The sequence below is a fragment of the Vibrio aquaticus genome, assembly GCF_003970385.1.
In the GTDB taxonomy this organism is placed as follows: domain Bacteria; phylum Pseudomonadota; class Gammaproteobacteria; order Enterobacterales; family Vibrionaceae; genus Vibrio; species Vibrio aquaticus.
Window position 1 is genome coordinate 541,422 of the sequence record NZ_RXZH01000001.1, and the last position, 24,865, is coordinate 566,286.

Consider the following 24,865-nt stretch of genomic DNA (forward strand, 5'->3'; position numbering starts at 1 on the left):
AAAAGCGGCTTTTAAAATTCAATATCGTTCAAGTTAGTGAACTGGCTTGTCATTCTTTGCGTAGAACTGGCCGAAATACTGCTCTAGCACTTCTGGTGTTAGCTTACCTTCCGCTTCTAGCTTTTTAAGCTCTGCAGCAATGGCTTGCTGCTCTTCTAGAGATGGAAGTGCCACTTCAGGCTCATCGCCCATTTCTTGTGACATTTGCTCTAGTTCTTTTTCGAAATCACTCATGATCTCACTTACCTTTTAAATAATAACTGAGGCTAAGTTTACCGACTTAGCCTCAGTTATTCCAGTCACAGACTAAAGCTTAAAGCTACCTACCATACGGTCTAGGCGAACAGACAGCTCTTTCAGTTCAGCACTTGCCGCTGCAAGCTCTTCTGCCGTTCCCGTTGTTTCTTCATTAACCGCATTGATCTCTTCAATGTTGTTATTGATGGTATGTACAACCGTAGATTGCTCTTCTGTTGCTGTCGCGACTTGCGTATTTCGATCAGAGATATCGTGAATGCGTTCAGAAATAGTGATCAACACTTGTACCGCTTCATCCGAAGCCGACACGCCTTCGCTAGTCACCGCTTTACCCGCTTCCATCGCCGTTACGGCATCTTTGGCATCGCTTTGCAGTTGGTTGATCATCTTCTGGATCTCTTCCGTAGAGGAAGCCGTACGACTCGCTAGGTTACGAACTTCATCCGCAACCACCGCAAAGCCTCGACCTTGATCCCCAGCGCGAGCCGCTTCAATCGCAGCGTTCAATGCCAATAGGTTCGTTTGCTCTGAGATGTCTCGAATCACACTTAGAATTGAGCCGATGTCTTGTGTTGTTGATGCTAACTGTTCAACCACTTGCCCCGTATTTTCAATGTCTGAAGCGAGACGGCTGATCGCATCTTTCGCTTTATTGACAACATCTTGGCCTACTTGCGTATTACCAGAAGCCTCTGCTGCCGTTTCCGCTGCCGTTGCCGCATTGCTCGCGATTTCGCTGATCGTTGCGCCCATTTGGTTAATTGCCGTCACCACTTGGATTGTCTGATCACGTTGGATTTGGCTGTTATCGTGAGTGGTGTGTGCTTTGTTCGACACGCCATCTGCCGCAGACTGAAGTGCGCTACTGGTCTCGGCCACTTCTTTCATTGACTGGTGGATCTTCTCAATAAATCCATTGAAGCCTTCTGAAAGTTGACCAATTTCATCTCTGTTTTTGATCTCAATACGCTGTGATAGGTCGCCATCACCTTTGCCAAGCAAGCTAAAGCGTTCTGCAATTGCGCGAATTGGGCTCGCAATGCTGTTCGCTAGGAAAATACCCATAAAGATGAATAAGCCCGCAACCACAATGGTTGTAATAAGCATCTGCTTCGCGACCGCATTGAGGTCAGCGAACACCTCATTAACAGGCACAACACCAACAACAAACCAGTTCATTGTTGGAATATAAGTGCTCGCCACAAACACGCGTTGGCCTTCGTAATCGGTCTCAATCATATTGAAGCCCGACTTATTCAATAATTCAGACGACACTTGACCATACAACCTAGACAGTGATGATTGTGCTTTACTGCTGTCACGATGGATCTGAATATCCCCCTGCGCGTCAGCAAGGAAGACAAAGCCCGTTTCTTGGATTTGGAAACTGTTGAGTAGCGAAACCATGTCGTCCATTGACTTAGACAAACCAGCCATTGTGAGACCGTTAGTCAATTGGTAGTTGGCAAACATTTTCACGTCGCCATTCGCTTCTTGGAAAATACTCACCGAAGTTGGTTGACCAGATTGAGTAAAACCAAAGAACCAGCCATCTTGTTGCTGATTAAGCTGGCGCAGGAAGCCATTTTGGTTCCAGTAATACGCCGTATTTCGGTTCGCTACCGAGGCATCATTCAGCTGATATTGGCTACGGACATTATTAAGTTCTCGGATCAATCGACGCTCAGTGTCAGAATCGATATTGGTCGTATCAACCGCTTGTTTAATAAATTCGTTGTTCGCAAGTTGATGGGCCGCTGAGAGCAGTTGGCTAACATCACGATCAATTTGACTGTTGATTTGCTCAAGCATCAGTGGGAGCTCGATGTCGATCAGACGATGTTCCAATACGCTTCGAGCTTGTCTTTGTGCCATCACACCAACGATAATCGTCGAAGCCAATACGGCAAATGTAATACCAGCAACGACTTTTTGCTTAATGCTGATTGAGTTTAATTTCATGTTTGCTGCCTTTTAAAGCAATAGGTTTATTTAAGGAGTCATGGTCAAAGACACAATAGAGGGATGTGCCGTCCTTGTTTTTATAGACCTTCCAGCCGTTTTATTATATCGGAAGCAAGGTGAAAATCTTTACTAAATATTTCCGAAAAATTGACACAATTAGCCCTAAGCTCAATTAACTATGAGCCTTGTAGTTTATGCTTTTGCCCCAATGTTCTAACTGGCTGAATTTTATTGCATTAGGTAATGGGCAATTTTTCAGCAATCAAGCATGCATCAAACACATACGTGGAACTTTTATCGTTCACCAACGACTAAGTGACAAATAGGGAGAAACGCGATCATGAATTCTGAGGCTCTACAGCAACTACGAGACTACCTAAACAGCCAAGTGATTGGTCAACATGAGTTAGTGAACCAACTGCTTATCGCTTTACTGGCTGATGGCCATATTTTGGTAGAAGGCCCCCCTGGGCTTGCAAAAACTCGCGCGGTAAAGTCACTGGCTGACTGTATCGAAGGCGATTTTCACCGTATTCAATTTACCCCAGATCTTCTGCCAGCTGATTTAACGGGTACCGATATTTTCCGCCCAGAAACTGGTGAGTTCACCTTTCAGGCTGGTCCAATTTTCAACTCATTGGTATTAGCCGATGAGATCAACCGCGCTCCGGCGAAAGTTCAGGCCGCGATGCTCGAAGCGATGGCAGAAAAGCAAATCACAGCCGGTCGCAATACCTATGCTTTGCCAGAGCTATTTCTTGTGATGGCAACCCAAAACCCAATTGAACAAGAAGGAACTTACCCACTTCCAGAGGCTCAATTGGACCGATTCCTCATTCACCTAGAAGTGGACTACCCGAATGCGGAAAGTGAGTTAGAGATCTTGCGTTTAAATCGTGGTGAAGCCCAAGGTAAAGCCAAGGTAACGCCTCCTACTCTTAAGCAAGCTGACATTTTTTCTGCTCGTCAATCGGCACTTAATGTTCATATGGCGGAATCGATAGAGCAATACATTATCCGCTTAGTCATGGCAACTCGTGACCCAGCCAAATATGACGATACCCTCGCCCAATGGCTAGAGATGGGGGTGAGCCCACGTGCAACCATTGCGCTCGATCGCTGCGCGCGTGTGCATGCTTGGTTGAACGGTCGTGATTTTGTTTCACCTGAAGATGTACAAGCAATGGCTTACCCAGTCTTGCGACACCGACTGCTGCTGAGTTACCAAGCGCAAGCGGAAGGCATTAAACCAAATCAAGTCATCAATAAACTCTTGTCACTGGTTGGCAGTGCCTAAGGTCGGGTATGGAACACCAACTTCCTCCTTACAGTGATGGGGTTAATGTCTGTTTAGATGAATTGCTTTATTACAAACAGCAATGCATCAAATGGCTACCACCAGCAAAAAGTCTGTGGTCACAAATGCTTGGTCAGCACCAAAGCCGTCAACTTGGCAGAGGTATGGACTTTAGTGAAGTTCGCCAATATCAAGCTGGGGATGATGTCCGCGCGATTGATTGGCGAGTGACCGCGCGAACGGGAAAGCCTCATACCAAGCTGTTTTCTGAAGAACGTGAAAAGCCTGTCATTCTTTATATCGACTTGTCACAAAGCATGGTGTTTGGGTCGGCCTTACTGCTGAAGTCCGTCCAAGCTGCGCATATTGCCAGTCTTATTGCTTGGCTCAGTGTTTCACAGCAAGACCGCATTGGTGCAGTTATCGACACTGGGGAGCAACTTATCGAGCTCAAACCCACGGCTCGTAATAAAGGCGCGTTGGCGTTGATGCAAACCATCGTTGAGGTGCATAACCAACAACTCACGGCACCGGCATCGCAACATCAATCCTTTGATCATGCTCTGCAAGCTCTTACCCGTCTGTGCCCAAAAGGAAGTGAGATCATCTTATTGAGTGATTTCTCTCGCTTTGTGACTGAACATGAGCCTAAACTCCGTCGCCTATGCCAACACAACCGCGTGCGTATGGTACAAATCAGTGATCCCCTCGAACGTGGACAAACCCAGTTTCGCGGCACAGAGCAAGTATCAAACCAACAAGAAACGCGTTGGCTCGACTTTTCTTCCCGTCAAACAAGGCAAGGAATTGAGTCGGCATTTCTCGATAAAGAACAACAATTACGACAACTTGCTATGACAATGGGCATCAGCTTCTCATCACTCTCTAGTGAAAGCGCCCTTTCATCTCAGCTATATGGACAATAAAATGAGTAATGAAACTCAAACATCAACGCTACCCCTTAACCCAATTCATCTGCCTGATGCCCCTTCTTGGTTACCTCTTTCTTGGGGTTGGTGGGCAACGTTCGCTGCTATTGTATTCTTTGTGATTGCGACCCTGCTTTTTTTGCGTTGGCGTAAAAAGCGCTTAGCCCCTAAGAAAACCGCATTGCGACTGCTCTCCATTGAACAAAAACCTGCAGAAGCCATCGAACTCGTCAGACAAGCGGCCCTTTGCTATTTCCCACGCGAAGAGATCGCACAACTCACCGGAAAGGAGTGGTATGCGTTTTTGGATAGCCATATCGCAACACCACACTTTTCAACCAACTATGATAGCTGGCAGCAAGTGCTCTACAGCAAACAGGCCGTAGAAGGCTCTGAACAATTAACTCAGCACTGTTTAGATTGGGTAGAACAAGCCTTACCGCCGAAGAAGAGGAACCTGAGCCGTGGCTAGTTTTAGCTTTGTGTGGTGGTGGATGTTCATCCTGTTACCACTGCCACTGCTGATCTATTTCTTTGTCCCAAGTATTAAGCAAAGTGCGCCAATTACTCTGCCTTACTTGCCAGAATCGTCCATGGGGTCAGCGCCCAAAAACCTGTTAGCTAAGGTGCTCGCGCTGATCTTTTGGTGCGCGCTAATTACCGCTGCCGCTCGCCCTGTTTGGTATGGTGACCCAGTCACAACCCAACCCAAACATCGTGACTTAATGCTGGTTCTCGACTTGTCTTACTCCATGAGCCAAGAAGATATGCAATCCGGTCAAGAATACATAGACCGACTTTCAGCAGTAAAAAACGTTGTAAGTGACTTCGCTCAAAAACGTGAGGGCGATAGACTTGGCCTAGTGTTATTTGCCGATCATGCTTACCTGCAAACTCCGCTTACCCTCGACCGCGAAACCATCTCAAGCCAAGTCAACTCACTAGTACTTCGACTGATCGGTGATAAGACAGCGATTGGTGAAGGCATTGGCCTAGCGACGAAAACATTTATTGATAGTGATGCGCCTCAACGAGTAATGATTTTACTCAGTGACGGTAGCAATACCTCCGGCGTTTTAGACCCATTAGAAGCGGCCAAAATAGCCAAAAAATATGACGCAACTATCTACACCATTGGTGTGGGTGCCGGTGAAATGGTGGTTAAAGAGTTTTTCATGTCCCGTCAGGTCAATACCGCGCGAGATCTTGATGAGAAAACATTGCAAGAAATCGCCGATCTTACCGGTGGACAATATTTCCGAGCGCGCAATGCTAAAGAGCTCGCCACTATCTACGACACCATTAATGCTCTAGAACCCATTAGCCAAGCCACACAAACCTGGCGCCCACAAGACGAATGGTTCGATCTACCGCTTGGCATCGCGTTTCTAAGTTTCACGCTTTTACTGATTATTCGGAGGGATTATGTCTGATTTTACTCTCCTCTCCACACTTTGGTTACTCGCTAGCGTGCCTTGGGCTGGTTTGATGCTTTGGTTAACTAAGCGAGATAAACAACGCACTCTGATTGCGCCACACCTGGCCAAAGCCATGGGTATGCAATCTAAACAACCTCGGAAGAAAGGACTCGGTCTTATCACCATCATGGGGCTAATCACCATTGTTGCGCTGGCAGGACCAAGCTTCTCTTCGCAAGAGCGCCCTAGCTACACCAATAGCAGTGCAAGGGTCTTGGTGATGGATATGTCGATGTCGATGTACGCTAACGACATCAAGCCGAATCGTCTTACTCTAGCCCGTTACAAAGCGTTAGACCTTCTGAAAACATGGAAGGAAGGCAGCACGGGCTTGGTCGCCTACGCCGGTGATGCGTATCAAATCAGCCCAATGACAAGTGACAGCCAAACCATCGCCAATCAACTGCCGAATCTCTCACCTGAGCTAATGCCTTACCCTGGCGCTGACGCGAGTAAAGGAGTAGAGCTTGCAATTGAGATGATGAGTAATGCTGGGCTGGATGCTGGTGACATTGTTTTAATCACCGATGATATTGATGACGCAGAGAAGTCGGCCATCGAATCTTTGCTGCCAAGTTCAAAGTGGCGATTGACCATTCTTGGTATGGGCTCTCGTGCTGGTGCGCCAATACAGCTGAATGACGGAAGCTTGATGACTCATGACAGCGGCCAACCGGTCATCGCGAAATCCAACTTTGACAACATGCGCCAACTAGCCTCATCAGTTAACGGTGATTTTGTTCCTGTGCAACCCACCAATAGTGATGTGGAACGCATCAGTCAAATCACCAGTCAGGTCGACAGTGCAAATGCCACCAATCACGGCCAAACCCTGATGGAGAGAAACAACCAAGGATACTGGTTGATTCCGCTGCTGTTATTACCCGCTTTATTACTCTTTCGCCGCGGTATACTGCTTAGTGCTCTTTTGGCAATCACACTGCCATTGATGCCCACAGAATCTGCTTACGCCAACCCTTGGATCAACAACGATCAGCAAGCAATGGCACTGTATGAACAGGGGCAATATGACCAGGCCGCAGAGCTGTTTGAAGATCCAAGTTGGAAAGGGGCGGCACAATACAACGCCAATAATTTTGAAGCAGCGATAGATACATTCAAAGGCCTCGATAACGCAGATGCTCAATACAATCTCGCCAACGCTTATGCGCAAAGTGGTCAGCTAGAACAAGCCGCAGAACTGTATCAATCACTGTTGGACACAAACCCGAACCATCAAGATGCACAGCATAACCTTGATGTAGTCAAGAAAGCGCTAGAGCAACAGCAACAGCAACAGCAACAGCAACAGCAAGGAGAGCCTAGTCAGGATAAAAGCCAAGGCAACAACGCTTCACAGGATGCCCAGCAAAGTCAGCAATCAGAACAGAACCCTGAGCAAGGGGAAGCTCAAGACGAAAAAAGCGGTGAGCAAGAACAGCCCCAAGACCGCCAAAATGATCAATCGAATGGTGAAGATTCCGAACAATCTGAAAACGCGTCTAAACCTTCAGATCAAGAACAGCAGCAAGACCAAACGAAACAAGCAGCCAATCAACAAAATGATGAACAAAATTCTGAGCCAAACAGTGACGAGAGTGCTGAAGCACAAGCAAATCCACTCTCCAATCAACAAGCGGTCGACCCAGAACTAAGAAAGCTCCAGCAAGTAGAAAATGCACGCGATCCGAGTCGCCTGCTCCAAGCACAAATGATTCTGCAAGCTCAGCAAAAACAACCACCACAAGATACGGGTAAGAAATGGTAATGAAGAAACCTACATCACTCTTTTTCGTTAGCCTTTGCGCACTCCTGCTGGCACTCGTCAGCCCGTTCGCTTCTGCAACCAATATTCAAGTGACGGTGAGTAAGAACAAAGTCGTCAAAAACGAAGTGTTCCAACTGCGCGTTGTGGTCGATAAAAAAGTGTCCTCTGACGCGATTGATTTCTCGACACTAGATCAAGGTTTCTATGTCGGGCGACCAAGCTTTGGCACTTCAATCAATATTATGAATGGTGACAGAAGTACACGCAGCGAATGGAATATTTCTCTCGCCGCTCAACGAATTGGCATTACATCCATTCCCGCTTTTACTATTGATGGCGCAAGCTCTAATGCCATTTCAATTGAAGTCTCTGCTGACACCGAACAACCCAATGTTACCGACTTAGTTGAACTCACCAGCAACCTAAGCAAATCAACCCTGTATCCAAAAGAAAGTGCAACGTTAACCACTCGTCTGATTGTTAAAGCGGACCCACGAAGACTGCAAAACCCGACGATCATTCCACCAAATGTGCTCGAAAATGACCAAAATGGGGTTTCACTTGAACCTATCGGAGAGCCTAATCAGTATCAAAGTATTTTGGGTGGCGTCGAAGTCACTGTGGTTGATCAAAACTACCGAGTGATCGCCAATCACGCGGGTAGCTACACTCTGAGTGGTGTCGGCTTTCAAGGCAGTGTGGTTTACAACGGCCGTAACGGAACAACAAAGTTAATTTCAGCCAATACCGACGCTAAGACCTTTCCACTCGAAGTACATCCTATTCCAAGCAACTATCAGGGCCAGTGGCTTCCTGCAGCTAGCCTCATTTTAAGCCAACAATGGAGTGATGCCTCAGGACAAGCGATTTCATCGGCTCGCTATGCCACTCAAATCGGTGACTCTCTGACCCGAATCATTACATTGGATGTAGAGGGGCTGACGAGTGAGCACATTCCTGATATCAACATTGAATATCCAGAAGGGGTTCGCCTGTATCAAGAAAAGCCTCAGTTTAGTGACCTAGGCAATGGCGTCACTCGTATGACGCTGAAACAGGTTTTGATCCCCCAGCAGCAAGGTGAAATAACGCTTGCTGGCGTGAGTCTTAATTGGTGGGACAGCACAAACAGCCAAGCACAAGCTGCGAAACTCGCGCCACTCACCTTAGACGTTGCCCCAGCCAATATCGTCAATAGTGAACCGCTAGCACCAGTCACTACTCTCACAGAGCCTGCGCAAACAGTGACTGTGTCTAACGCAGGTTACTGGCCATATCTGACTGCCCTTTTTGCACTGCTATGGATAATCACTGCAGGTTTATTGGTTAAATCACGCCGTGGGCAATCAACAATAAGCACTCCGACAGTGGTCACAGACAGCTCGGAGCTTGAGCAAATCAAACACGCTCTAAAAGTGGATGATAAGGTCAAAGTGAGCTTCTTAGTTAAGCGTTGGTTGTCGGAAACAGAGGGGTTAGATACCCAGCTTTGTCTAGACATTCACAGCGAGTTAGCGGCAATGAATGAAAGCCAATACAGTAGTGAGAGTAAAAAGTGGCAATCGACCAAATTGCTTAATCTGATCAAAAAAGCTAATAAGCATCGCCACACCAAAAAAGGCGACTCGCCACTCGCACCACTCTAGGCAATAGCCTCAGAAACCAAAAAGCCTTACGCATTCAATCGTAAGGCTTTTGTCTTTTCAGGTGTTCTTACGCGTTCACTAACATCAACGCAGAACCGATCACTTGGTTTCGTCCGTTGTCTTTCGCTTGATACAGCGATGAGTCAGCGGCCCCGTACAATTTGTCGAAACTAAACTCATTCTGTCGTAGCTCCATAACCGAGTAGCCGACCGAGACAGTCAGCACCTCACCCGCTGAGTTCTGCGCATGAGAAATCCGCTCTTGTTCAATACTGGTTCGAATGCTCTCTGCCAATTTAGCGACTTGCTGTTCATTTTGGTTTGTCACTAAGAGTGCAAACTCTTCACCACCGATGCGACAAAAAACCTCGCCTTTATCTTTGCGAGTGTGCTTTTGCAAAATATCGCCAATGCGCATCAAGGCAATATCCCCTTGGCGGTGGCCATATTCATTGTTATAGAACCCAAAATGATCAATATCGACAATAACTAACCCATAACACTCAGAGTCGCTGCTGCCTTCAACACAAATATCTTCGAGCAAGGCTTCAAGCATTCTGCGATTGCCTAGTTGAGTGAGGGGATCAAGCTTTGATAGCGTATCCAGTTTCTCATTGGCATTTTGCAGTTCACGCGTTCTCGCTTTGACCTCTTTCTCTAGATTGTCATTGAGTTGATGAATCGCCTCTTGAGCGCGAGTCCTCAGGAGAACTTCTGTTAAGTTAGACGCGAACATTCTGATCACTTCGCGCAGTTGGTGGGTTAATGGGGAACGTTTGATTAAGTTATCCGCGGCGATGAAAGCGATAGGCTCGCCACTGTTACTGACAAGCATGGTCATGGCTGTCCAACCAAAACCTACGATATGAAAGTCATGATAGATAGGCACAGACTCTTCAAACACCACTTCATTAGGGTTGATTCGAGCCGCATTAACAATAGAGCGATCGACCGTTTCAGAGCGATAGTAAGATTCATCCACCACGTTACCCTGAATGTCCGTGCCCCAAGTACCTTGCATATAAGTACAATCTTTATCAGTAAGAAAAACCGCAAAGCGATCGATACCAAGACGGTTGATCGCAAACGTCACGGCGGATTTACACACTTCACTGACCGTCATGCAACGTGATAATTCGACCATGCTGGTATGCAACATACGAACATTTTGTTCCTGACGCTTACGAATGTAGATTTGAGATAAGAGCGAACCAAACGACTCAAGCATTTGGCGTTGGTAAGTGGTCATTGGGGTTCGATTGATGTAGTTGTCCATGGCAATCCAACCGATGATTTCTTCACCATCACGCAAGATTAGCATCCCATTCCAGCCTTGCCCGACCACACTGCCCGCAGTATAGAGCGGAGCCTCATCAACCACGATCAAGTTCTCTTTGCCATCAAATAGCGCATCAATATACGTCTCTTCGAGCTGGTGCAAATCATACTGGGTATGATGTTCACTGACCGTTTTGCCTTGTTCATCCGTCCCATATGTTCCGCTAAAACAGCGTTTTTTAATGTCGAGCAACATAAACACCGCGCGATCAAAGCCCAGCTTGTACTTAATCACTTCAATCGCCATGCGATACAGCTCATCTAAGTTCTGCGGGTTTGAGATCTCTACCGACACTTCTTGTACTAGCTTCATGTTTTCGATAAACAGTTCGCGCTGTTTGATGACATCCAAGTACTTCGCTTCTTTCATGTCACGTTGCTTGAACTCCTTCGCTGCTTCGGTTTCGGCGCGAACACATTGCCAACGAGAAGCCACAATCTGCAGTGCGTCTAATTGGTTTTTCAGGTTAAGCTTATTGAGTGTTCCGGCATGAAGGTTTTCAATCACAACATAAGCTCGCTGCTCTGGGTGGTTGTCGATCATGAAGATATAGCTGTGGGCAGCCATCGAGTTGGTGTAATCCCAGTGGCAGGTATTGAGGGCAATCGGAATTAAACCGTCAGAGGTATCAAATTGAGAAACCCAAGTCCAAAACGTTTTGGGATACTTGAGTAACGAGGTAGGCTCACCATGACAAAAACGAAATTCTGGCTGAGTGCCAGGTTTTGGCTCAAGTAAAATGCCGATATGTTCCGGCGCTAGGATTTCATCTAAATATTTAAAAAGCGCGTTCGCCAGAAAACGTTGATTTCTAGCCGAGAGAATATCTTTAAGCAACATCCTTGGAAACATAGCCTAGCCCGTATCGAATAATTATTATAAATCGATTAAAAAAGTACCAGTTGGGGCTATGCAATCAAACGTATTAAAATTTGGTTGTTAAGTGACTCGCAAATCACTTAAGCCAATATGTTCAACTATGATATCTGCTACATTTTGTATGATGTTGTTTCCATCTTTTGCATGAGTCGCTCATTCTTTATAATGCGAAATGTCTAGATTGCCAGCGGCTCAGACATCATCGTAACTGGCTAAGTTTCAAGGAGAAGGTATTGTGTTTAGGTGGGTGCTACTACTGAGTAGCTTGATGTGTTTACCTGCATGGGCGAGTATAGATTTGGTCAAAGTGGATAAATCTAAGCGTCGTATGTACCTCATTGATAATAACGAGGTTATCAAAGAGTTCCGCATTGCTCTTGGCAAGCAGCCTAAAGGGCATAAAGTGCAAGAAGGTGACCAACGCACACCAGAAGGACGTTACTATCTCGATTTTGTCTTAGACGACTCTGAATTCTATCGCTCTATCCACATCAGTTACCCAAACGCTAAAGATCTCGCCTACGCATCCAAGCTGAACCTCAATCCAGGTGGCAATATTAAGATCCACGGCCTCAAAAATGGTGAGCACCGCCCAGCACGCTATATTCAGAGCTTCGACTGGACGGACGGCTGCATTGCGATCAGCAACCAAGAGATGGATGAACTGCTTCAATTAGTTAAAGTGGGCACACCCATAGAAATCACTTGGTAGACAGTATTAGCCTAACTTTTCTCTCTGGTGACCCACCAGCACATCAGTGAACCAACGGTAACCATCACAACCCCTTGCAGGAAACTTTGGCTCAAGACTAAGCCGAGAATCACCGAAGAAATGATGGTGGAAAGTACGGGAGTAAAATAAGACAACGTCGCCAAAAGCACCATATTTCCGCCGATGATCGCATAATTCCACAACGCATACCCACTGCCCATCGCTACACCAGAAATCAGCAGCAATACGCCTGACTCCATATTCAGATTCAAGATCAGTCCGGTTTCACTGCTCAGCGCATATTTAATCCAAAGCGTTACCGCCGTCATAATGAAAAATAGCGTGATGGCATTCTGCCCGTTAGCAATTCGCTTGGTCAGGTTGCAATAGATCGCCCAAAGAAAAGCGCCGGTAAACGCCATTGCATAGGTGGCCGGGTTAGTGGCGACATTGGCAGCAATTTGTGCGACAGACAGACCTTGCTCACCGGTAATGCTCCACGCAACACCAAAAAACGCAAGCCCGATACTCGGATAGACCAACCAGTTGGTTTTCTTACCACTCGTAAGCACAGCAAGCAGAACGGTTAGTGCGGGCCACAAATAGTTGATCACCAGCATTTCGATCGCTTGCTGACGAGTGTTTGCCATAGCCAATGCGAGTGCCAAACAGATTTCGTACGCAACAAACAGGCCGCCGCCAATGAGCACGTAACGGAGCGAGTATTGACGCCACTTAGGTTTGCCCATGACAAGAAACAAGAATAGGGCTGCAACGGTATAGATAGACGCTGCGCCTCCAATCGGCCCTAGCATCTCTGTTACAGCACGGGCTAGGCCCATCACGCTGCTCCACAGAAAGATCGCCGCGACGCCGGCTAAAGTAAATTTGTGGCTATTGTTCATCACGCTCTACTCAAAATAAAAAGCCGAGCGAAGTGCTCGGCTCACAATGCATACAGGTTTAGGTGTCGTCTTAGACAATTTCCCAGCTGTGCGTCATCTTAACGCCTTCACCCAGCATTAAGCAGACTGAGCAGTATTTTTCTAAAGAATCCGCAGCGACTTTTGCAACCACCTCTGCAGACAAGTTATCACCTGACACTTCAAAGTGAACATTCACTTGAGTGAAGATGCGTGGCGCGGTTTCACGGCGCTCTGTCGTCAGTTTCGCTGTACAACCTGTTACCGCTTCACCCGCTTCTTTCAGGCCATCAACAACATCAACAGAGCTACAACCACCCGCGGCCATTAACACCATTTCCATTGGGCTTGGAGCTGTAGCGCCGCCACTGCCGTCCATCACAATAGAATGACCAGATTGAGATTGACCTAAGAATTTAAAGTCTTCAATCCATTTTACTTCAGCTTGCATCTGCTTCTCTCTATCTACTTGGTTGAGAATTTCTTATCGGTTGGAAATACGACCCCAGTTTGGCGGCGAATCTCCTCCAGCAATTTTGCCACAATCAGTGAGCGTTGAGTGCACTTTTCGCAGCTCTTTTTCTGCTTGAACTGATGGGCAAACTCTAGTGCTTCGTAAAACATCGGATTCGTGTCTTGCTTCACGCTGATATCAAGGCCAACCTTATCGCCCCGATTAAACTTGGTAAGCTTCTTAGCGGTTGAAATCATTTCCACCATCAATGCGCCCTCTTCGCCTTGAATCTCACTCGGTAAATAGGAATCACTGGTTTTTGAATGCTGCAACACCACTTCAAAGCCATCGTAACCAAGAATCACGCTGCCACTGCCATCTACTCCGGAGTTTAACAACTGAGCTTGCGCGTTCACTGAATTCGGCTCGCCAAACAGCTCAACCGCAGAGCTCAAACAGTAAAAGCCGATGTCCATAATTGAGCCATTAGCAAACGCAGGGTTAAATGTATTAGGGTTTTCACCAGCAAGGTATTTAGGGTAGCGAGAGGAGTATTGGCAATAAGTAATCAACGCCTTACGAACTTTACCGATCTCAGACAATTCTTGCTTAAGGCGCTTAAAGTTGGGAATGTGCGCAGACATAAAGGCTTCAAAAAGCAGCACATTGTGTTCAGCTGCAACCTCAAACATCTGCTTAGCTAAATCAAAGTTAGAGGCCATCGGTTTTTCAACAATTACGTGCTTACCTGCTTGCATCATTTGAATCGCTTGAGGCCCATGAAAGCTGTTTGGGCTCGCAATATACACAGCATCGATATCGGGCGCTTGAGCAAGCTCAGACAAGTCGGTAAACAACTGAGGTTGAGCATATGGCTGAGAAAACTGTTCCGCACTCTCTAGTGATCGAGAATAAACCCCAGCCAATTGATACTCGCCCGTTTTTAATGCTGCTTCAATAAACTGATTTGTGATCCAATTGGTGCCAATAACGGCCAGTCGTATCATCTCTTTTCTCCCTATTTACTGCGAGTCTTCTTCTTATAAATTCCGGTCAATTAAACCGTCAGTACCACTCGAATGGCAAGTAAAATCAATACGGCGCCAGACAAGCGGTCAATCAACTGTGCCTTAGAGCGAATTTTATCAATCAGTTTAGGGGTTGAGAGCAAAAAGGTGATTAAGGTGTACCACAAGCCATCAACCACTAACGGCGTTAGAACGATCAAGCTTTTGGCCGTCACGCTGTCACCCACTGCGACGAACTGGCTGAACAATGCAATAAAGAACAGCGCAATTTTCGGGCTAAGCAAAGAGATCAAAAAGCCCTCCTTCGCCGATTGCCATAGTGTAGTTTGCTCGCCTGATTCCAATCGAGCGGCTACTCCACCTTTTGAACGCAGTGCGTTGTAACCGAGGTAAGCTAAGTAGGCAGCACCTGTGTAACTGATCGCTTTAAACAATAGTGGTGATTGCTGCAAAACCACAGCCAGGCCAATTAGGGTGACAAAGGCGTAGATGCCGATCCCTAAAGCATGCGCCCAAGCCGTTGCCAAACCATTGAGTCGACCTCCGGCAAGACTGTGCTTAGCGACCATCGCCAAACTAGGGCCTGGCGACATGGCACCAAGAATACAAATGGTAAAAAGTGACAGCCAAACTGTGAGCGTCATAATGACAATTCCTTTCTGAATCGCTGAGCTCCGGAAGTTGGCTCAGCTCAATAACGACAGTAGAAGATTAGAGAAATGATTTGAAATCAAAGTTCGTCATACCACTTATGATTTCAATTCATACCAATAGAGTAAGTCGACGTGCGCATAGCATTAAGAACGTGCTCCCTCATCCATTGGTGCGCTTTATCACCATCGTATTTAGGGTGCCACATTAGCCAATAGTGGTGGTACTCGGTATCAAATGGCAACGGGCAATAAGTCAGCTCAGAGCCATTCGACAGATTACGTGCAATATGCTCCGGCACAACCATCAGATAGTTGCTGGTTTGCAACGCGTTCACTGCGGCAGAAAAGAACGGAACTTTAAGTGCGATGCGGCGTTGGTAACCGAGCTGTTTTAGCGCAATGTCTGCTTTCGAGTCTTTATCGCCACCACCGGTCACTTTTAAATGAGGGAAAGCAATCAACTCATCGCAACTGATCGCTTTGTTATTGCGCAAAGGGTGAGAAGCTCTCATTAAACAGACCGATTTATCTTGGCCGATTTTAATACTGCTAAGATGGGCAGGTGGCTCGTCCAACATGGTTGATGCAAGGTGAATACCCGTTTGATCAAATTGATTGAGAAACTCAGGCTGCCACAAACGATAGGCGAGATTAACATTTGGCGCTTGCTCACTCGTCACGGCAACAACATCAGGGACGATGTATTGGGCAACATAGTCGCTGGATGAAAGCACAAACTCTTGTTGCCAAGTGCTCGGCTCAAACGGCTTATCCGCTAACAGCGTATCGAACTCTTCCAACAGCTGTTGCAGCTTCACTTTCATGGCAAGTGCTCTTGGTGTCGGGATCAATTGATTACCGTCTCTAACCAACAGCGGATCATCACAAATTTCCCGCAGTTGAGAGAGTTGGCGGCTCACCGCCGATTGCGTGATATGTAAACGTTGAGCGGCTCTACTCACATGACATTCTTCAAGCAACACATAAAGAGAGCGTAATAGATTTAGGTTAAGGTTACTTAGCATCTTGCATCGTATTAAAAAATTCTGTCAGTACCGTATGCGTCATAAGGTGACGTAGCTCAGGGATTTTCTGTAATTCATCTCGAATCGAATTTAACTCTTTCATCGTTTCGACTTCAACGTAAAGCATCATGTCTGTTTCACCGCTGATAGCATGGCACCACTTAACGCCATCCAACTCATAGATAAGCTCAGCATACGCTTCGCAATAGTGCGTTGAGCTCGACATATCAAACTTAAGGGCCAAATACGCTTTGATCTTTTCTTTGCTGTCAGTCTGAGCAATATCAGCGTGATAGCCTAAAATCACGTTTTCTTGTTCGAGTTTTTGAATCCTAGCCGTCACTGCAGAGCGGGATAAGTTCACTTGCCTTGCTATATCACTGACGCTCTCGCGAGCATTCTTTTTTAGTATTGAGACGATCTGCTCGTCAAATTTGTCCATAAACTGCTTCCTTTACCCCAATTCCTAGCGGGTTTTGGCAATGTGACACAAAAGCCGCTGCGATGAAAGCTGACAAAATGACAGATATATAAACACCTTCCGACAATGTGACGGCTATCTGCGACAAAATGACTACTGCACTCTTAAGCGGCTTACGGTAACCTAATTTTTAACCCACCACTGACGTATTTCGTGCAAGGAGCGCATCATGACCCAGTTAAGACAAGAGATCACCTTGCTATCCGGCATCGGTCAATTATCGACCACGCTATTAGGTACAGGCTTATTCATGGTACCTGCTATTGCAGCGGGGATCGCTGGCCACTTTTCACTTTGGGCATGGTTGGTTCTGTTTATTGCGATTTGCCCAATTGCACTTACTTTCGCTCAGCTCGGTAAACGATACCCGAATGCTGGCGGAACGGCTTATTTTGTTCGTCAGGCTTTCAACAAACGACTAGAGAAAAGCGTGGCGTGGTTATTTGTTAGCGTCATTCCTGTGGGCGTTCCTGCTGCGATTGCTTTGGCGGCAGGCTTTTTACAACAGTTGCTACCCGAAGCACTTAACTCTTCATTGGTAGCGCAAACCTTAACGGTCGCTTTACTGGTGTTCGTCAACTTAGCCGGAACAAAGTCTTCGGGGCGACTTCAAACCGTGATTGCCTTAGCCATTTTTTCCTTAGTGGCAGCGTTTTGGTGGAAAGGTGAAGTACAAGTCAGTGATGTTGCCATGCCGGTGCTGACCACTGAGTCGATGTGGAGTATTGGCGCAGCATTAGGCGTGATGTTTTGGTGCTTTGTTGGCATCGAGGCGTTTGCTCACATGGGGGAAGAGTTCAAGAATCCGCAACGTGACTTCCCTATCGCTATCCTTATCGGCTGTTTTGTCGCTGGCGCTACATACTGGGCATGTTCGGTCGTCATTTTGAAGTATCAGGCTTATGGTGCTGCGGGTTTTGACAGTGCCTCGATCCCTTGGCTTTCAGAGCAACTGTTTGGTGAGAAGTTTAAGCTATTAATCAGTGCTCTCGGCTTTGCGGCATGTTTTGCCAGTGTGAACCTGTATACGCAAAGTTTGTCGCGTATGGTGTGGGCACAAGCCCGAGAATACCGCCCACAAAGTGCATTAGCGAGACTGTCTGTTCGTGGCGTTCCAGCCAATGCGACACTCGCACTTGCCGTTGTTCTAATTGCTTCTTGCTTGATTGGTGAATTCTCTGGCCTTGATTTGGAGTTCTTTTTGAAACTGGCCAACGGCATTTTCGTTCTGGTGTACCTACTAGCGATGCTATCTGCTTTTAAGCTACTGACTGGTGCAAGCAAGTGGTTAGCCGGTTTCTCGCTGGTGCTGTGTGTTGCTGTTTTCATTTGCTTAAGCTGGTCAATGCTCTATGCCCTAACTGTATTTGGTTTGCTCTCTTTGCCTTGGAGCAAATGGCGAAGAAACACAACCAATCAGGTCGAACAGTCTTAGCGCAACAATGAGCCAAATATCGTTGCTAATTTTGCGATGTTTGGCTCAATGTTATCGTAAGCGACATTACCAAAGCCGAGTACAACACCACCCCACTTTCGACTGGTACTTTGTTTGAGAGCGATACCTTGTTTAAGAGTGAAGTCTTGTTTGAGCGCACTGTCTTCATAATAATTCATTGCTCTGATCACCAAGCCTTGCTGCCTTGCTCGCTCAACGAAATCATCCTCATCAACTTTGGCATGCCATCTCAACGTGACATGCAGCCCAGCCGCTTGGCTAATGACTTCAACCTGCCCTGCAAAGTGTCTCTCGATAGATTGGCAAACTTGCTGATGCTTTTGCTGATACAAACGGCGCATTTTTCGAATGTGGCGCAGTAAGTCGCCTTCACGAATAAAATCGGCCAACGCTTCTTGCGTGTGAGTTGGCGTGTCGCCCGCTGTGGCATCTTTGATCGCCAAACAGGGAGCAACAAGCGGCTCTGGTACCACCATATAACCAAGCCTTAAGCCGTTGAACATCACCTTACTGAACGAACCAATGTAAATCACTTGCCCAGCGCCACCGATATCATGGGCCACCCCTTGCAAACTGGCGTATGGGCGATGTGCAAACTGAAATTCACTGTCGTAGTCATCTTCAATGATCCAACGCTTTCCTTCCACTGCCCATTGAATCAGAGTTATTCGCTGCTCGGTGTTTAACGTTGTCCCCATTGGGTACTGGTTGCTTGGCGTGATGTAGAGGGCTTTCGCCTCGCTTGAAACGACGTGCTGCAAATCAAACCCTTGACGAGCCTCAACGCTAAGAGGTGTCACATCGATATCTTTTAGGTTTAATACCTTGCTCATCTGGGTGTAACCGGGCTGCTCCATAAGTAGAGAATCATTGCGCTGCAAAACCACACTGCTGGCAATATACAAAGCCTGCTGTGCGCCAGAGGTAATGATGATTTGGTCAGGCGAGCAAGACACACTACGGCTGGTCGATAGATACTGTGCAAGTGCCGTTCGCAATGCCAGACTGCCTTGCACATCTTGATTTCCAAGTAAGCTGACTCGGCTAGCATGACGCTGTAAGAATCGTTGCCACTTCTCAATTGGGAACTGAGCGAGATCTGGCACGCCCGGTGAAAACGGTTGGTTGATTAAGCTCGGTTCAGATCGAACACTCTGCGCAGAGCCTGTTTCTTTTCCCTCTTTACTGGAGTGTAAATAATGCTCTGGTAAATCGACCGATACGAAAAACCCTGACCCCACACGACTTTCAAGATAGCCCTCAGCAACCAACTGTTCATAAGCGGCGATCACCGTATTACGACTGATAGACAGTTCTCCGGCCAGTTTGCGTGTCGATGGAAGCTTACCTCCTAGCGGCCAGAGGTGGTTGACGATCTTATCTCTGATCGCATGAAAAAGTTGTTCTTGTAACGGGCTAGTGTCACGTTTTAGGGCTAAATCACCACTGTCTATAAACGCCAAACTGGATCCATCCATAATTAAAAACTGGCTCTAATCAAAGTACCACTTCAACGATACCTTGTAACCATTCAAGTGATTAAGAATGGAAGCTACGCAATGTTATCGACAACGAAAAGAACTGAAATCAACAAAGGGCAACATAAAGCGGTGTTTGACCCTGAGCAACTCAACGCCATTATTGATGAGTCTCTTATTGCTCATATCGGCATCCACTCGACTAACGGCCCTATCGTCATTCCAATGCTGGCCTGGCGAGTCGACAACCACGTTTATATCCATGGAGCCAATAACAGTCGTCTGATGAGAGATCTAAAAAAGGGCGAGCAAACTTGCTTAACCTTTACCTTGTTTGATGGTTGGGTACTGGCCCGTTCTGCGTTTCACCACAGCGCACATTATCGTTCTGCAGTGGTATTTGGCGGGTTTGAACAGGTGGAAGAGAAAGAAGAAAAAGATCGAGTGCTTAATCACTTTGTCGAGCATATCGCCCCAGGTCGCACCCAGCACGTGCGCCTGAGCAATGACAAAGAGCTTGCGGCAACCATGGTGCTCAAACTGCCTTTAACCGAGGCGTCAGTCAAAATCAGCAACTTTGGTGTCAATGATGATAAATCAGATTTAGACCTTCCGGCTTGGGCCGGGGTGTTACCTTATCGAACAGTCGTTGGACCGCTCGAACCGGTTGAAGCCTCGACGCATTTGCCAGAGCCCGATTACAGCACCGCTTACGGCAAGCGCTGGCATAACCGTTAGCCACACTCTATCAATCACCCAATCGCTCTCTAGAAAGTATCGTGGAAATGCTGAATGTACTGCTTTGGCGTTAACCCACGGTGCTTTTTGAACATACGATTGAAGCTGGCACAGTTTTGATAGCCTAGACGCTGTGCGACCTCTTCTACTGAGACACCTTTACCAAGCAGAGTCACCGCGGTATTACTCAGAACATAGCCCAGGACAGTGGTAAAATTCATGCCAAAGCCATGTAGCTTGCGTTGGAATTGCTGGGTGGATAGACCCAATAGCCCTGACACTCGCTCAAGAGTCGGTAAGCCGTAGTGACGACTGTAGTTGATGACTTCATAGATCACTTTCACCTCATCGTCAGGCTCCGGCATATTGAGAAATTCATCCAAATCTGAAAAGTTCATGGCGAGGCGACGTTGTGAAAACTGCGTTTTTTGCCGAGTCGCTAAACGAAGATCAGCGTGAAACCAAATCTCGGTCTTGGGCTGACTCCACTCCACAGTACAACCAAAGTAAGACTCATACTTAGCGCTGTTTTTTCGTGTTCCAGAAATCAAAACCCGCATCGGAGAGAAATCTTCACCCAAATAGACTCGCAAGATCTTGGTCATGAACACGGCGACACGAATGCTATCGTGAACTTTGCACTGTGGTTCGATGTAAGGGTTGTGGTAGATCCACTTCAAGATAGAACCACTTTGAGATCCCGAAAGATAAGCTCCTGACTGAAGGGAGCTCAATCCATAGTTGATGCGGCGAAATGTCGATGCTAAGTCACTGCCTGAAAGAAACCAGCGTGATATCGCGCCCACACGTTCTAGGTCGAGCTCACGGCTTAACTCGAGCATAATATCAGGATTGCCTGTACGCTTTTCCACCTCTTCATACCAACGATTAACTTCCGAAAGCGGGAGTAACGTCATGTCATTTTCAAACGCACTTTCAGGGATATGTAGCCCTTGTGCGTCAATGCCATAACGGCGTCTTGCGAGGTGGTGAATTTGTTTAATACCCAGCGTACGAATAAATCGAACCTGACTCATACCGATCACATCATATAGGTCTAACTTTTGATTCAATCTGTCACAAAAAGTAAAGGTTGGCAAATCTTGATCACAATTACCAACTCTTAGAAATTTTGGAGACTTAGATGAGTCTATTGAGCGTCCCTTTTGTTGGCACTGGTGCCGATACTGCGTTGCACGTTGTAGCAGCCGTTGTCTTGATCGGTACGGTTGGCGCCGCTATTTACGGCTTCTGGAAATTCCACGAACTGCCAATCAATAAAGCACACAGCAAAGATCACCATCAAATCGGGTTAATAACGGCACTCACATGGATAGGATTTATCTGGCACTGGGTTTGGGTGGTTGCCGTCATCCTTGCCTTCGTTGATATGGAAAAAGCCATCGTTAACTTACGTGACACTTGGCGTCATGCGCCAAAACACGAATCAACACAAGAGGAAGCGTAATGTTAGAAGGCTTAGCAGTATGGGCGTTGTTCATCTACCTACTTCGTTTGGTCGGTATGCCGTGGAACAAGTTCACCCAAGGATTTGCGTACCTCGGTGGTGCGTCTTGGTTAATGTTCGTTTGGGTGGGCTTAATCAACTTTACTCCGATGGATCTTTCCGGTGGTTCTGTGGTTCAGTCTCCGCACATTCAATTGCGTCCTGATTCATCTAACGTGACCGGAAAAGTAGACAAGATCTATATCGAGCCAAACCAGCAAATTGAAAAAGGTCAGTTGATCTATCAAATTGACGATACTCAATACCAGATTGCTTACAACCAAGCGAAAGTAAGCGAAGAAGCCGCTCAAGTCGCGGTAGAGGTCGCACAGGAAGACATTGCGATTTCGAAAGCGACTTACGCGTCCATGTTGCAAGACCTGACGACGACGGAAAGCCAACTGGCGATGGCGAAAGTCGACTACGATCTGCAAAAGAAAATGCTTAAGCGTTACCAAGATCAAAACCGTGTAGTGAAAGACACCATCACTGACAGCGATATTGATAAGCAAGAAACGGCGGTTGCTAAAGCCAAGCTTAATATTGACACCATTAAATCTGAACTAAAAACCAAACAGGTGGAAACGGACAAAGCGAAACTGGCGATCAGCAAGTCTAAACTGGCGGCTAAGAGCAAACAGGCTGATTGGCAGAAAGCTCAAGAACAGTTAGCAAAAGCACAGTGGGATCTCGATAGCACCAATGTCTATGCGCCAACCGATGGCTTTGTGACTAACTTTATTCTGCGTGAGGGCCAACGTGTCTCGATGATGCCGCGCCTACAGATGTACACAGAAGAGAAGTACGTTTTGATGAGAGTGAATCACCAAGCGATTCGCAACGTGAAGCCTGGTCAAGTCGCTGAATTTGCCTCATCTGTCTACCCTGGCACCATCTTTACCGCTGAAGTGGAAGGGATTGTCGAAGGTACAGGCGAAGCGCAAAGTAACCTATTGGGCTTAGACCAATCAGTGCGCCAAACAACAGGCCAAAACCTACAAAACAAGCACCATTTCGTGCGTCTTAAAATTCACGAACCTGAGGGCTACGACATTCCTGTGGGTTCGGTTGGACTGGCTTGGGTCAGCGGAGAAAAGCCGATCAGCTTCATGGCCTTTTTGGATGTAATCCGTGGCATTATCATCCGAATGAAGTCGCAGCTTTACTTCTTCTATTCCATCTAACCTCTAAGAGCCCAGTATTACTGGGCTTTTTGCATTCTTTTTACCTTCTAGACCCGCTCGTTTCTGCTAAGATAACGCACTCATGGAATTATAACCGTACCAATACGGAGCATTTTAGATGAGTGAATTTCAAGACTTATCTTTTCAGATTGAAAGTATTACTCAAGCCGAGCCAGAACAGCAAAGTGCCATCTTAAACCAGCTGATTGAAGAAGGTTTAGAAGCTGGCTCTATCGCTCTGATCTTAGAAGCCTTCCCGATTGATGAACGTGTACAGCTATGGCGTGGTCTTCCACTTGAGCTGCATATCGAAGTTCTGACCGAAGCGCGTGCCGAAGTACGTTACTCCATCATTGATGAACTTTCCGAAGTCGAGCTAAAGCTTACGCTTGCCAAGCTTGATAACCTCTCTTTGATAGAATGGGCAGATTCGCTTCCAGAAGAGATCATCAACGAAGCACTACAACTGATCGAAAAAGATGAGTTAGAGCTGTATGACCAAGCGAACGAATATGATGACGACGAGTTAGGCCGCTGGGCTGAGCGTAAAGTTGTCACGCTGCCATTCAATATTTCAGTTGAGAAGGCCAAAATCCTGATGGAGCGTTACAGCTATGACGCCCCACAACAGATCTACTTGATCAATAAACGTAAGCAGTTTCGCGGCGTAGTGAGCTACATTGACTTACTACGTGCCTCACCAAGTGACCGACTACGTAGCCTAGCGATTGAAAATGTCGTGACACTCAACGCTAAGCTGACCCTCGCCGAAAGTATTGAAGCTCTAGAGCACTCATCTTTATCAGCGATGCCTGTCACCGATGACGAGCAACTGTTAGTCGGTGAAGTCGATTGGCAATTCGCCATCAGTACCCAACGAGAGATCTACGAAACTCGTTTGATGGCTGGTACCGGTATGGATGAAGGGGATGACCTTTTTGCTCCGGTCATTAAGAGCTCACAAAAACGTGGCGTTTGGCTTGGTATCAACTTGATGACCGCCATTCTCGCCTCTGTCACGATTGGCCTGTTTGAAGACGTGATTGCACAAGTTGTCGCTCTTGCGGTCTTAATGCCAATTGTTGCGTCAATGGGTGGTATTGCAGGCAGCCAGACTCTAACACTGATGATTCGTGCTATGGCGTTAAACCAGATCACCTCAGGGAACCGTTGGGCATTATTAAGAAACGAAATCGGCATCGGTGCAATTAACGGCCTTTTATGGGCGGTGATCATCGGTGGACTCGCTGGGCTGTGGTTCCAGTCTCCGATTCTTGGTGCCACCATTGCCCTTGCGATCGTAGTGAACATCATCACAGCTGCGCTGTTTGGTGTCTTGATCCCTATTGCGCTCGATAAGCTGAAACTTGATCCTGCCCTCGCCGGATCAGTGGTGTTAACAACGGTAACCGATGTGGTTGGCTTCTTTGCTTTCTTGGGCACAGCAAGCCTAGTGATGCTCTGACAAATAAGTTAAATATCATTAGCAAAATAGTGGTTATTTGCAAGATGCATTTTCAATATGCAAATAATCAGCGGAATATTGCTGTTTTTCGTCCAGATAATGAGCAATATGGTGATATTAAACTTGGCACACATCATGCAGTTGTATTAGTGACCCTTCTTAAGCCGAGGGTCACCTAGCCAACTGACGTTGTTAGTGAACC

At 46.8% G+C, this 24,865-nt stretch carries 23 protein-coding genes; 12 read left to right on the plus strand and 11 right to left on the minus strand.

All coding sequences use genetic code 11. The features are described from left to right. Positions 1-33: 33 nt before the first annotated feature. Together EJ063_RS02250 and EJ063_RS02255 are read right to left on the minus strand one after the other, a co-directional pair. Positions 34-234, minus strand: coding sequence for a restriction endonuclease subunit S (locus EJ063_RS02250; protein ID WP_126572380.1), 201 nt, complete (start codon positions 232-234; stop codon positions 34-36). 72 nt (positions 235-306) lie between these two features. Continuing rightward, positions 307-2,220 carry a methyl-accepting chemotaxis protein gene (locus EJ063_RS02255; RefSeq protein ID WP_126572381.1) on the minus strand — a complete coding sequence of 638 codons (1,914 nt, stop codon included), beginning with the start codon at positions 2,218-2,220 and terminating at the stop codon, positions 307-309. Between the two features lie 343 nt (positions 2,221-2,563). Here EJ063_RS02255 and EJ063_RS02260 point away from each other — a divergent pair, with 343 nt between their 5' ends. From EJ063_RS02260 to EJ063_RS02285, 6 genes are read left to right on the plus strand one after another with little or no spacing between them, the layout of a single operon-like run. Next, the gene (locus EJ063_RS02260) at positions 2,564-3,520 is read left to right on the plus strand and encodes an AAA family ATPase (protein WP_126572382.1); all 957 of its coding nucleotides are present in this window, start codon (positions 2,564-2,566) and stop codon (positions 3,518-3,520) included. 8 nt (positions 3,521-3,528) lie between these two features. Beyond that, positions 3,529-4,446, plus strand: a complete 918-nt coding sequence (locus EJ063_RS02265) for a DUF58 domain-containing protein (protein ID WP_126572383.1) — start codon at positions 3,529-3,531, stop codon at positions 4,444-4,446. Position 4,447: 1 nt separating this feature from the next. After that, positions 4,448-4,921, plus strand: a complete 474-nt coding sequence (locus tag EJ063_RS02270; RefSeq protein WP_126572384.1) for a DUF4381 domain-containing protein — start codon at positions 4,448-4,450, stop codon at positions 4,919-4,921. Further along, positions 4,914-5,882 carry a vWA domain-containing protein gene (locus EJ063_RS02275; RefSeq protein WP_126572385.1) on the plus strand — a complete coding sequence of 323 codons (969 nt, stop codon included), beginning with the start codon at positions 4,914-4,916 and terminating at the stop codon, positions 5,880-5,882. The genes EJ063_RS02270 and EJ063_RS02275 overlap by 8 nt, the downstream gene beginning before the upstream one ends. Then, a complete protein-coding gene (locus tag EJ063_RS02280) occupies positions 5,875-7,695 on the plus strand; it encodes a vWA domain-containing protein (RefSeq protein ID WP_126572386.1) in 1,821 nt (606 codons plus the stop codon). Before EJ063_RS02275 ends, EJ063_RS02280 begins: the two co-directional genes overlap by 8 nt. Further along, positions 7,695-9,341, plus strand: a complete 1,647-nt coding sequence (locus EJ063_RS02285) for a BatD family protein (protein WP_126572387.1) — start codon at positions 7,695-7,697, stop codon at positions 9,339-9,341. The genes EJ063_RS02280 and EJ063_RS02285 overlap by 1 nt, the downstream gene beginning before the upstream one ends. Before the next feature lie 67 nt (positions 9,342-9,408). On the opposite strand, the gene EJ063_RS02290 is transcribed toward EJ063_RS02285, so the two are convergent. Beyond that, positions 9,409-11,532 (minus strand): sensor domain-containing diguanylate cyclase, encoded by a 2,124-nt coding sequence (locus tag EJ063_RS02290; RefSeq protein ID WP_126572388.1) that lies wholly within the window; start codon positions 11,530-11,532, stop codon positions 9,409-9,411. A 295-nt stretch (positions 11,533-11,827) separates the two neighbouring features. On the opposite strand from EJ063_RS02290, the gene EJ063_RS02295 reads away from it, so the two are divergent. Then, positions 11,828-12,271: a L,D-transpeptidase family protein gene (locus EJ063_RS02295; RefSeq protein ID WP_126573093.1), complete on the plus strand. Its 444-nt coding sequence runs from the start codon at positions 11,828-11,830 to the stop codon at positions 12,269-12,271. An 11-nt stretch (positions 12,272-12,282) separates the two neighbouring features. On the opposite strand, the gene yddG is transcribed toward EJ063_RS02295, so the two are convergent. The 6 genes from yddG to EJ063_RS02325 all read right to left on the minus strand — a co-directional run bounded on the left by yddG (position 12,283) and on the right by EJ063_RS02325 (position 16,796). Beyond that, positions 12,283-13,176, minus strand: a complete 894-nt coding sequence (gene yddG, locus EJ063_RS02300; RefSeq protein WP_167469855.1) for an aromatic amino acid DMT transporter YddG — start codon at positions 13,174-13,176, stop codon at positions 12,283-12,285. A gap of 70 nt (positions 13,177-13,246) precedes the next feature. Further along, positions 13,247-13,645 carry an OsmC family protein gene (locus EJ063_RS02305; protein ID WP_126572390.1) on the minus strand — a complete coding sequence of 133 codons (399 nt, stop codon included), beginning with the start codon at positions 13,643-13,645 and terminating at the stop codon, positions 13,247-13,249. 14 nt (positions 13,646-13,659) lie between these two features. After that, positions 13,660-14,655, minus strand: a complete 996-nt coding sequence (locus EJ063_RS02310) for a Gfo/Idh/MocA family protein (RefSeq protein WP_126572391.1) — start codon at positions 14,653-14,655, stop codon at positions 13,660-13,662. A 50-nt stretch (positions 14,656-14,705) separates the two neighbouring features. Continuing rightward, entirely contained in the window at positions 14,706-15,320 is a 615-nt protein-coding gene (locus EJ063_RS02315) for a LysE family translocator (protein WP_126572392.1), read from the minus strand. A 113-nt stretch (positions 15,321-15,433) separates the two neighbouring features. After that, positions 15,434-16,354 carry a LysR family transcriptional regulator gene (locus tag EJ063_RS02320; protein ID WP_126572393.1) on the minus strand — a complete coding sequence of 307 codons (921 nt, stop codon included), beginning with the start codon at positions 16,352-16,354 and terminating at the stop codon, positions 15,434-15,436. After that, positions 16,344-16,796 carry an Lrp/AsnC family transcriptional regulator gene (locus tag EJ063_RS02325; RefSeq protein WP_126572394.1) on the minus strand — a complete coding sequence of 151 codons (453 nt, stop codon included), beginning with the start codon at positions 16,794-16,796 and terminating at the stop codon, positions 16,344-16,346. The genes EJ063_RS02320 and EJ063_RS02325 overlap by 11 nt, the downstream gene beginning before the upstream one ends. Positions 16,797-17,004: 208 nt before the next feature. Between EJ063_RS02325 and yjeH the strand changes: the two genes are divergently transcribed. Next, positions 17,005-18,270: an L-methionine/branched-chain amino acid transporter gene (yjeH, locus tag EJ063_RS02330; protein ID WP_126572395.1), complete on the plus strand. Its 1,266-nt coding sequence runs from the start codon at positions 17,005-17,007 to the stop codon at positions 18,268-18,270. Here yjeH and pdxR read toward each other — a convergent pair. Continuing rightward, the gene (pdxR, locus tag EJ063_RS02335) at positions 18,267-19,769 is read right to left on the minus strand and encodes a MocR-like pyridoxine biosynthesis transcription factor PdxR (RefSeq protein ID WP_126572396.1); all 1,503 of its coding nucleotides are present in this window, start codon (positions 19,767-19,769) and stop codon (positions 18,267-18,269) included. The genes yjeH and pdxR overlap by 4 nt on opposite strands. A gap of 81 nt (positions 19,770-19,850) precedes the next feature. Here pdxR and EJ063_RS02340 point away from each other — a divergent pair, with 81 nt between their 5' ends. Next, a complete protein-coding gene (locus tag EJ063_RS02340) occupies positions 19,851-20,507 on the plus strand; it encodes a pyridoxamine 5'-phosphate oxidase family protein (protein WP_126572397.1) in 657 nt (218 codons plus the stop codon). A gap of 29 nt (positions 20,508-20,536) precedes the next feature. On the opposite strand, the gene EJ063_RS02345 is transcribed toward EJ063_RS02340, so the two are convergent. Continuing rightward, positions 20,537-21,544, minus strand: coding sequence for an AraC family transcriptional regulator (locus tag EJ063_RS02345; protein WP_126572398.1), 1,008 nt, complete (start codon positions 21,542-21,544; stop codon positions 20,537-20,539). A gap of 107 nt (positions 21,545-21,651) precedes the next feature. Here EJ063_RS02345 and EJ063_RS02350 point away from each other — a divergent pair, with 107 nt between their 5' ends. The 3 genes from EJ063_RS02350 (at position 21,652) to EJ063_RS02360 (ending at position 24,663) form a co-directional block, all read left to right on the plus strand. Further along, positions 21,652-21,975, plus strand: a complete 324-nt coding sequence (locus tag EJ063_RS02350; RefSeq protein ID WP_126572399.1) for an MFS transporter — start codon at positions 21,652-21,654, stop codon at positions 21,973-21,975. Then, on the plus strand, positions 21,975-23,198 hold the full coding sequence (locus EJ063_RS02355; protein WP_126572400.1) for an HlyD family secretion protein: 1,224 nt from the start codon (positions 21,975-21,977) through the stop codon (positions 23,196-23,198). The genes EJ063_RS02350 and EJ063_RS02355 overlap by 1 nt, the downstream gene beginning before the upstream one ends. Before the next feature lie 118 nt (positions 23,199-23,316). Continuing rightward, positions 23,317-24,663, plus strand: a complete 1,347-nt coding sequence (locus tag EJ063_RS02360) for a magnesium transporter (protein ID WP_126572401.1) — start codon at positions 23,317-23,319, stop codon at positions 24,661-24,663. The last annotated feature ends 202 nt before the right edge of the window (positions 24,664-24,865 follow it).

Coding starts and splice junctions, on each gene's coding strand:
- EJ063_RS02250 (WP_126572380.1), bottom strand. CDS start 234: ATGAGTGATTTCGAAAAAGAACTAGAGCAAATGTCACAAGAAATGGGC.
- EJ063_RS02255 (WP_126572381.1), bottom strand. CDS start 2,220: ATGAAATTAAACTCAATCAGCATTAAGCAAAAAGTCGTTGCTGGTATT.
- EJ063_RS02260 (WP_126572382.1), top strand. CDS start 2,564: ATGAATTCTGAGGCTCTACAGCAACTACGAGACTACCTAAACAGCCAA.
- EJ063_RS02265 (WP_126572383.1), top strand. CDS start 3,529: ATGGAACACCAACTTCCTCCTTACAGTGATGGGGTTAATGTCTGTTTA.
- EJ063_RS02270 (WP_126572384.1), top strand. CDS start 4,448: ATGAGTAATGAAACTCAAACATCAACGCTACCCCTTAACCCAATTCAT.
- EJ063_RS02280 (WP_126572386.1), top strand. CDS start 5,875: ATGTCTGATTTTACTCTCCTCTCCACACTTTGGTTACTCGCTAGCGTG.
- EJ063_RS02285 (WP_126572387.1), top strand. CDS start 7,695: ATGAAGAAACCTACATCACTCTTTTTCGTTAGCCTTTGCGCACTCCTG.
- EJ063_RS02290 (WP_126572388.1), bottom strand. CDS start 11,532: ATGTTTCCAAGGATGTTGCTTAAAGATATTCTCTCGGCTAGAAATCAA.
- EJ063_RS02295 (WP_126573093.1), top strand. CDS start 11,828: ATGTGTTTACCTGCATGGGCGAGTATAGATTTGGTCAAAGTGGATAAA.
- yddG (WP_167469855.1), bottom strand. CDS start 13,176: ATGAACAATAGCCACAAATTTACTTTAGCCGGCGTCGCGGCGATCTTT.
- EJ063_RS02305 (WP_126572390.1), bottom strand. CDS start 13,645: ATGCAAGCTGAAGTAAAATGGATTGAAGACTTTAAATTCTTAGGTCAA.
- EJ063_RS02310 (WP_126572391.1), bottom strand. CDS start 14,655: ATGATACGACTGGCCGTTATTGGCACCAATTGGATCACAAATCAGTTT.
- EJ063_RS02315 (WP_126572392.1), bottom strand. CDS start 15,320: ATGACGCTCACAGTTTGGCTGTCACTTTTTACCATTTGTATTCTTGGT.
- EJ063_RS02320 (WP_126572393.1), bottom strand. CDS start 16,354: ATGCTAAGTAACCTTAACCTAAATCTATTACGCTCTCTTTATGTGTTG.
- EJ063_RS02325 (WP_126572394.1), bottom strand. CDS start 16,796: ATGGACAAATTTGACGAGCAGATCGTCTCAATACTAAAAAAGAATGCT.
- yjeH (WP_126572395.1), top strand. CDS start 17,005: ATGACCCAGTTAAGACAAGAGATCACCTTGCTATCCGGCATCGGTCAA.
- pdxR (WP_126572396.1), bottom strand. CDS start 19,769: ATGGATGGATCCAGTTTGGCGTTTATAGACAGTGGTGATTTAGCCCTA.
- EJ063_RS02340 (WP_126572397.1), top strand. CDS start 19,851: ATGTTATCGACAACGAAAAGAACTGAAATCAACAAAGGGCAACATAAA.
- EJ063_RS02345 (WP_126572398.1), bottom strand. CDS start 21,544: ATGAGTCAGGTTCGATTTATTCGTACGCTGGGTATTAAACAAATTCAC.
- EJ063_RS02350 (WP_126572399.1), top strand. CDS start 21,652: ATGAGTCTATTGAGCGTCCCTTTTGTTGGCACTGGTGCCGATACTGCG.
- EJ063_RS02355 (WP_126572400.1), top strand. CDS start 21,975: ATGTTAGAAGGCTTAGCAGTATGGGCGTTGTTCATCTACCTACTTCGT.
- EJ063_RS02360 (WP_126572401.1), top strand. CDS start 23,317: ATGAGTGAATTTCAAGACTTATCTTTTCAGATTGAAAGTATTACTCAA.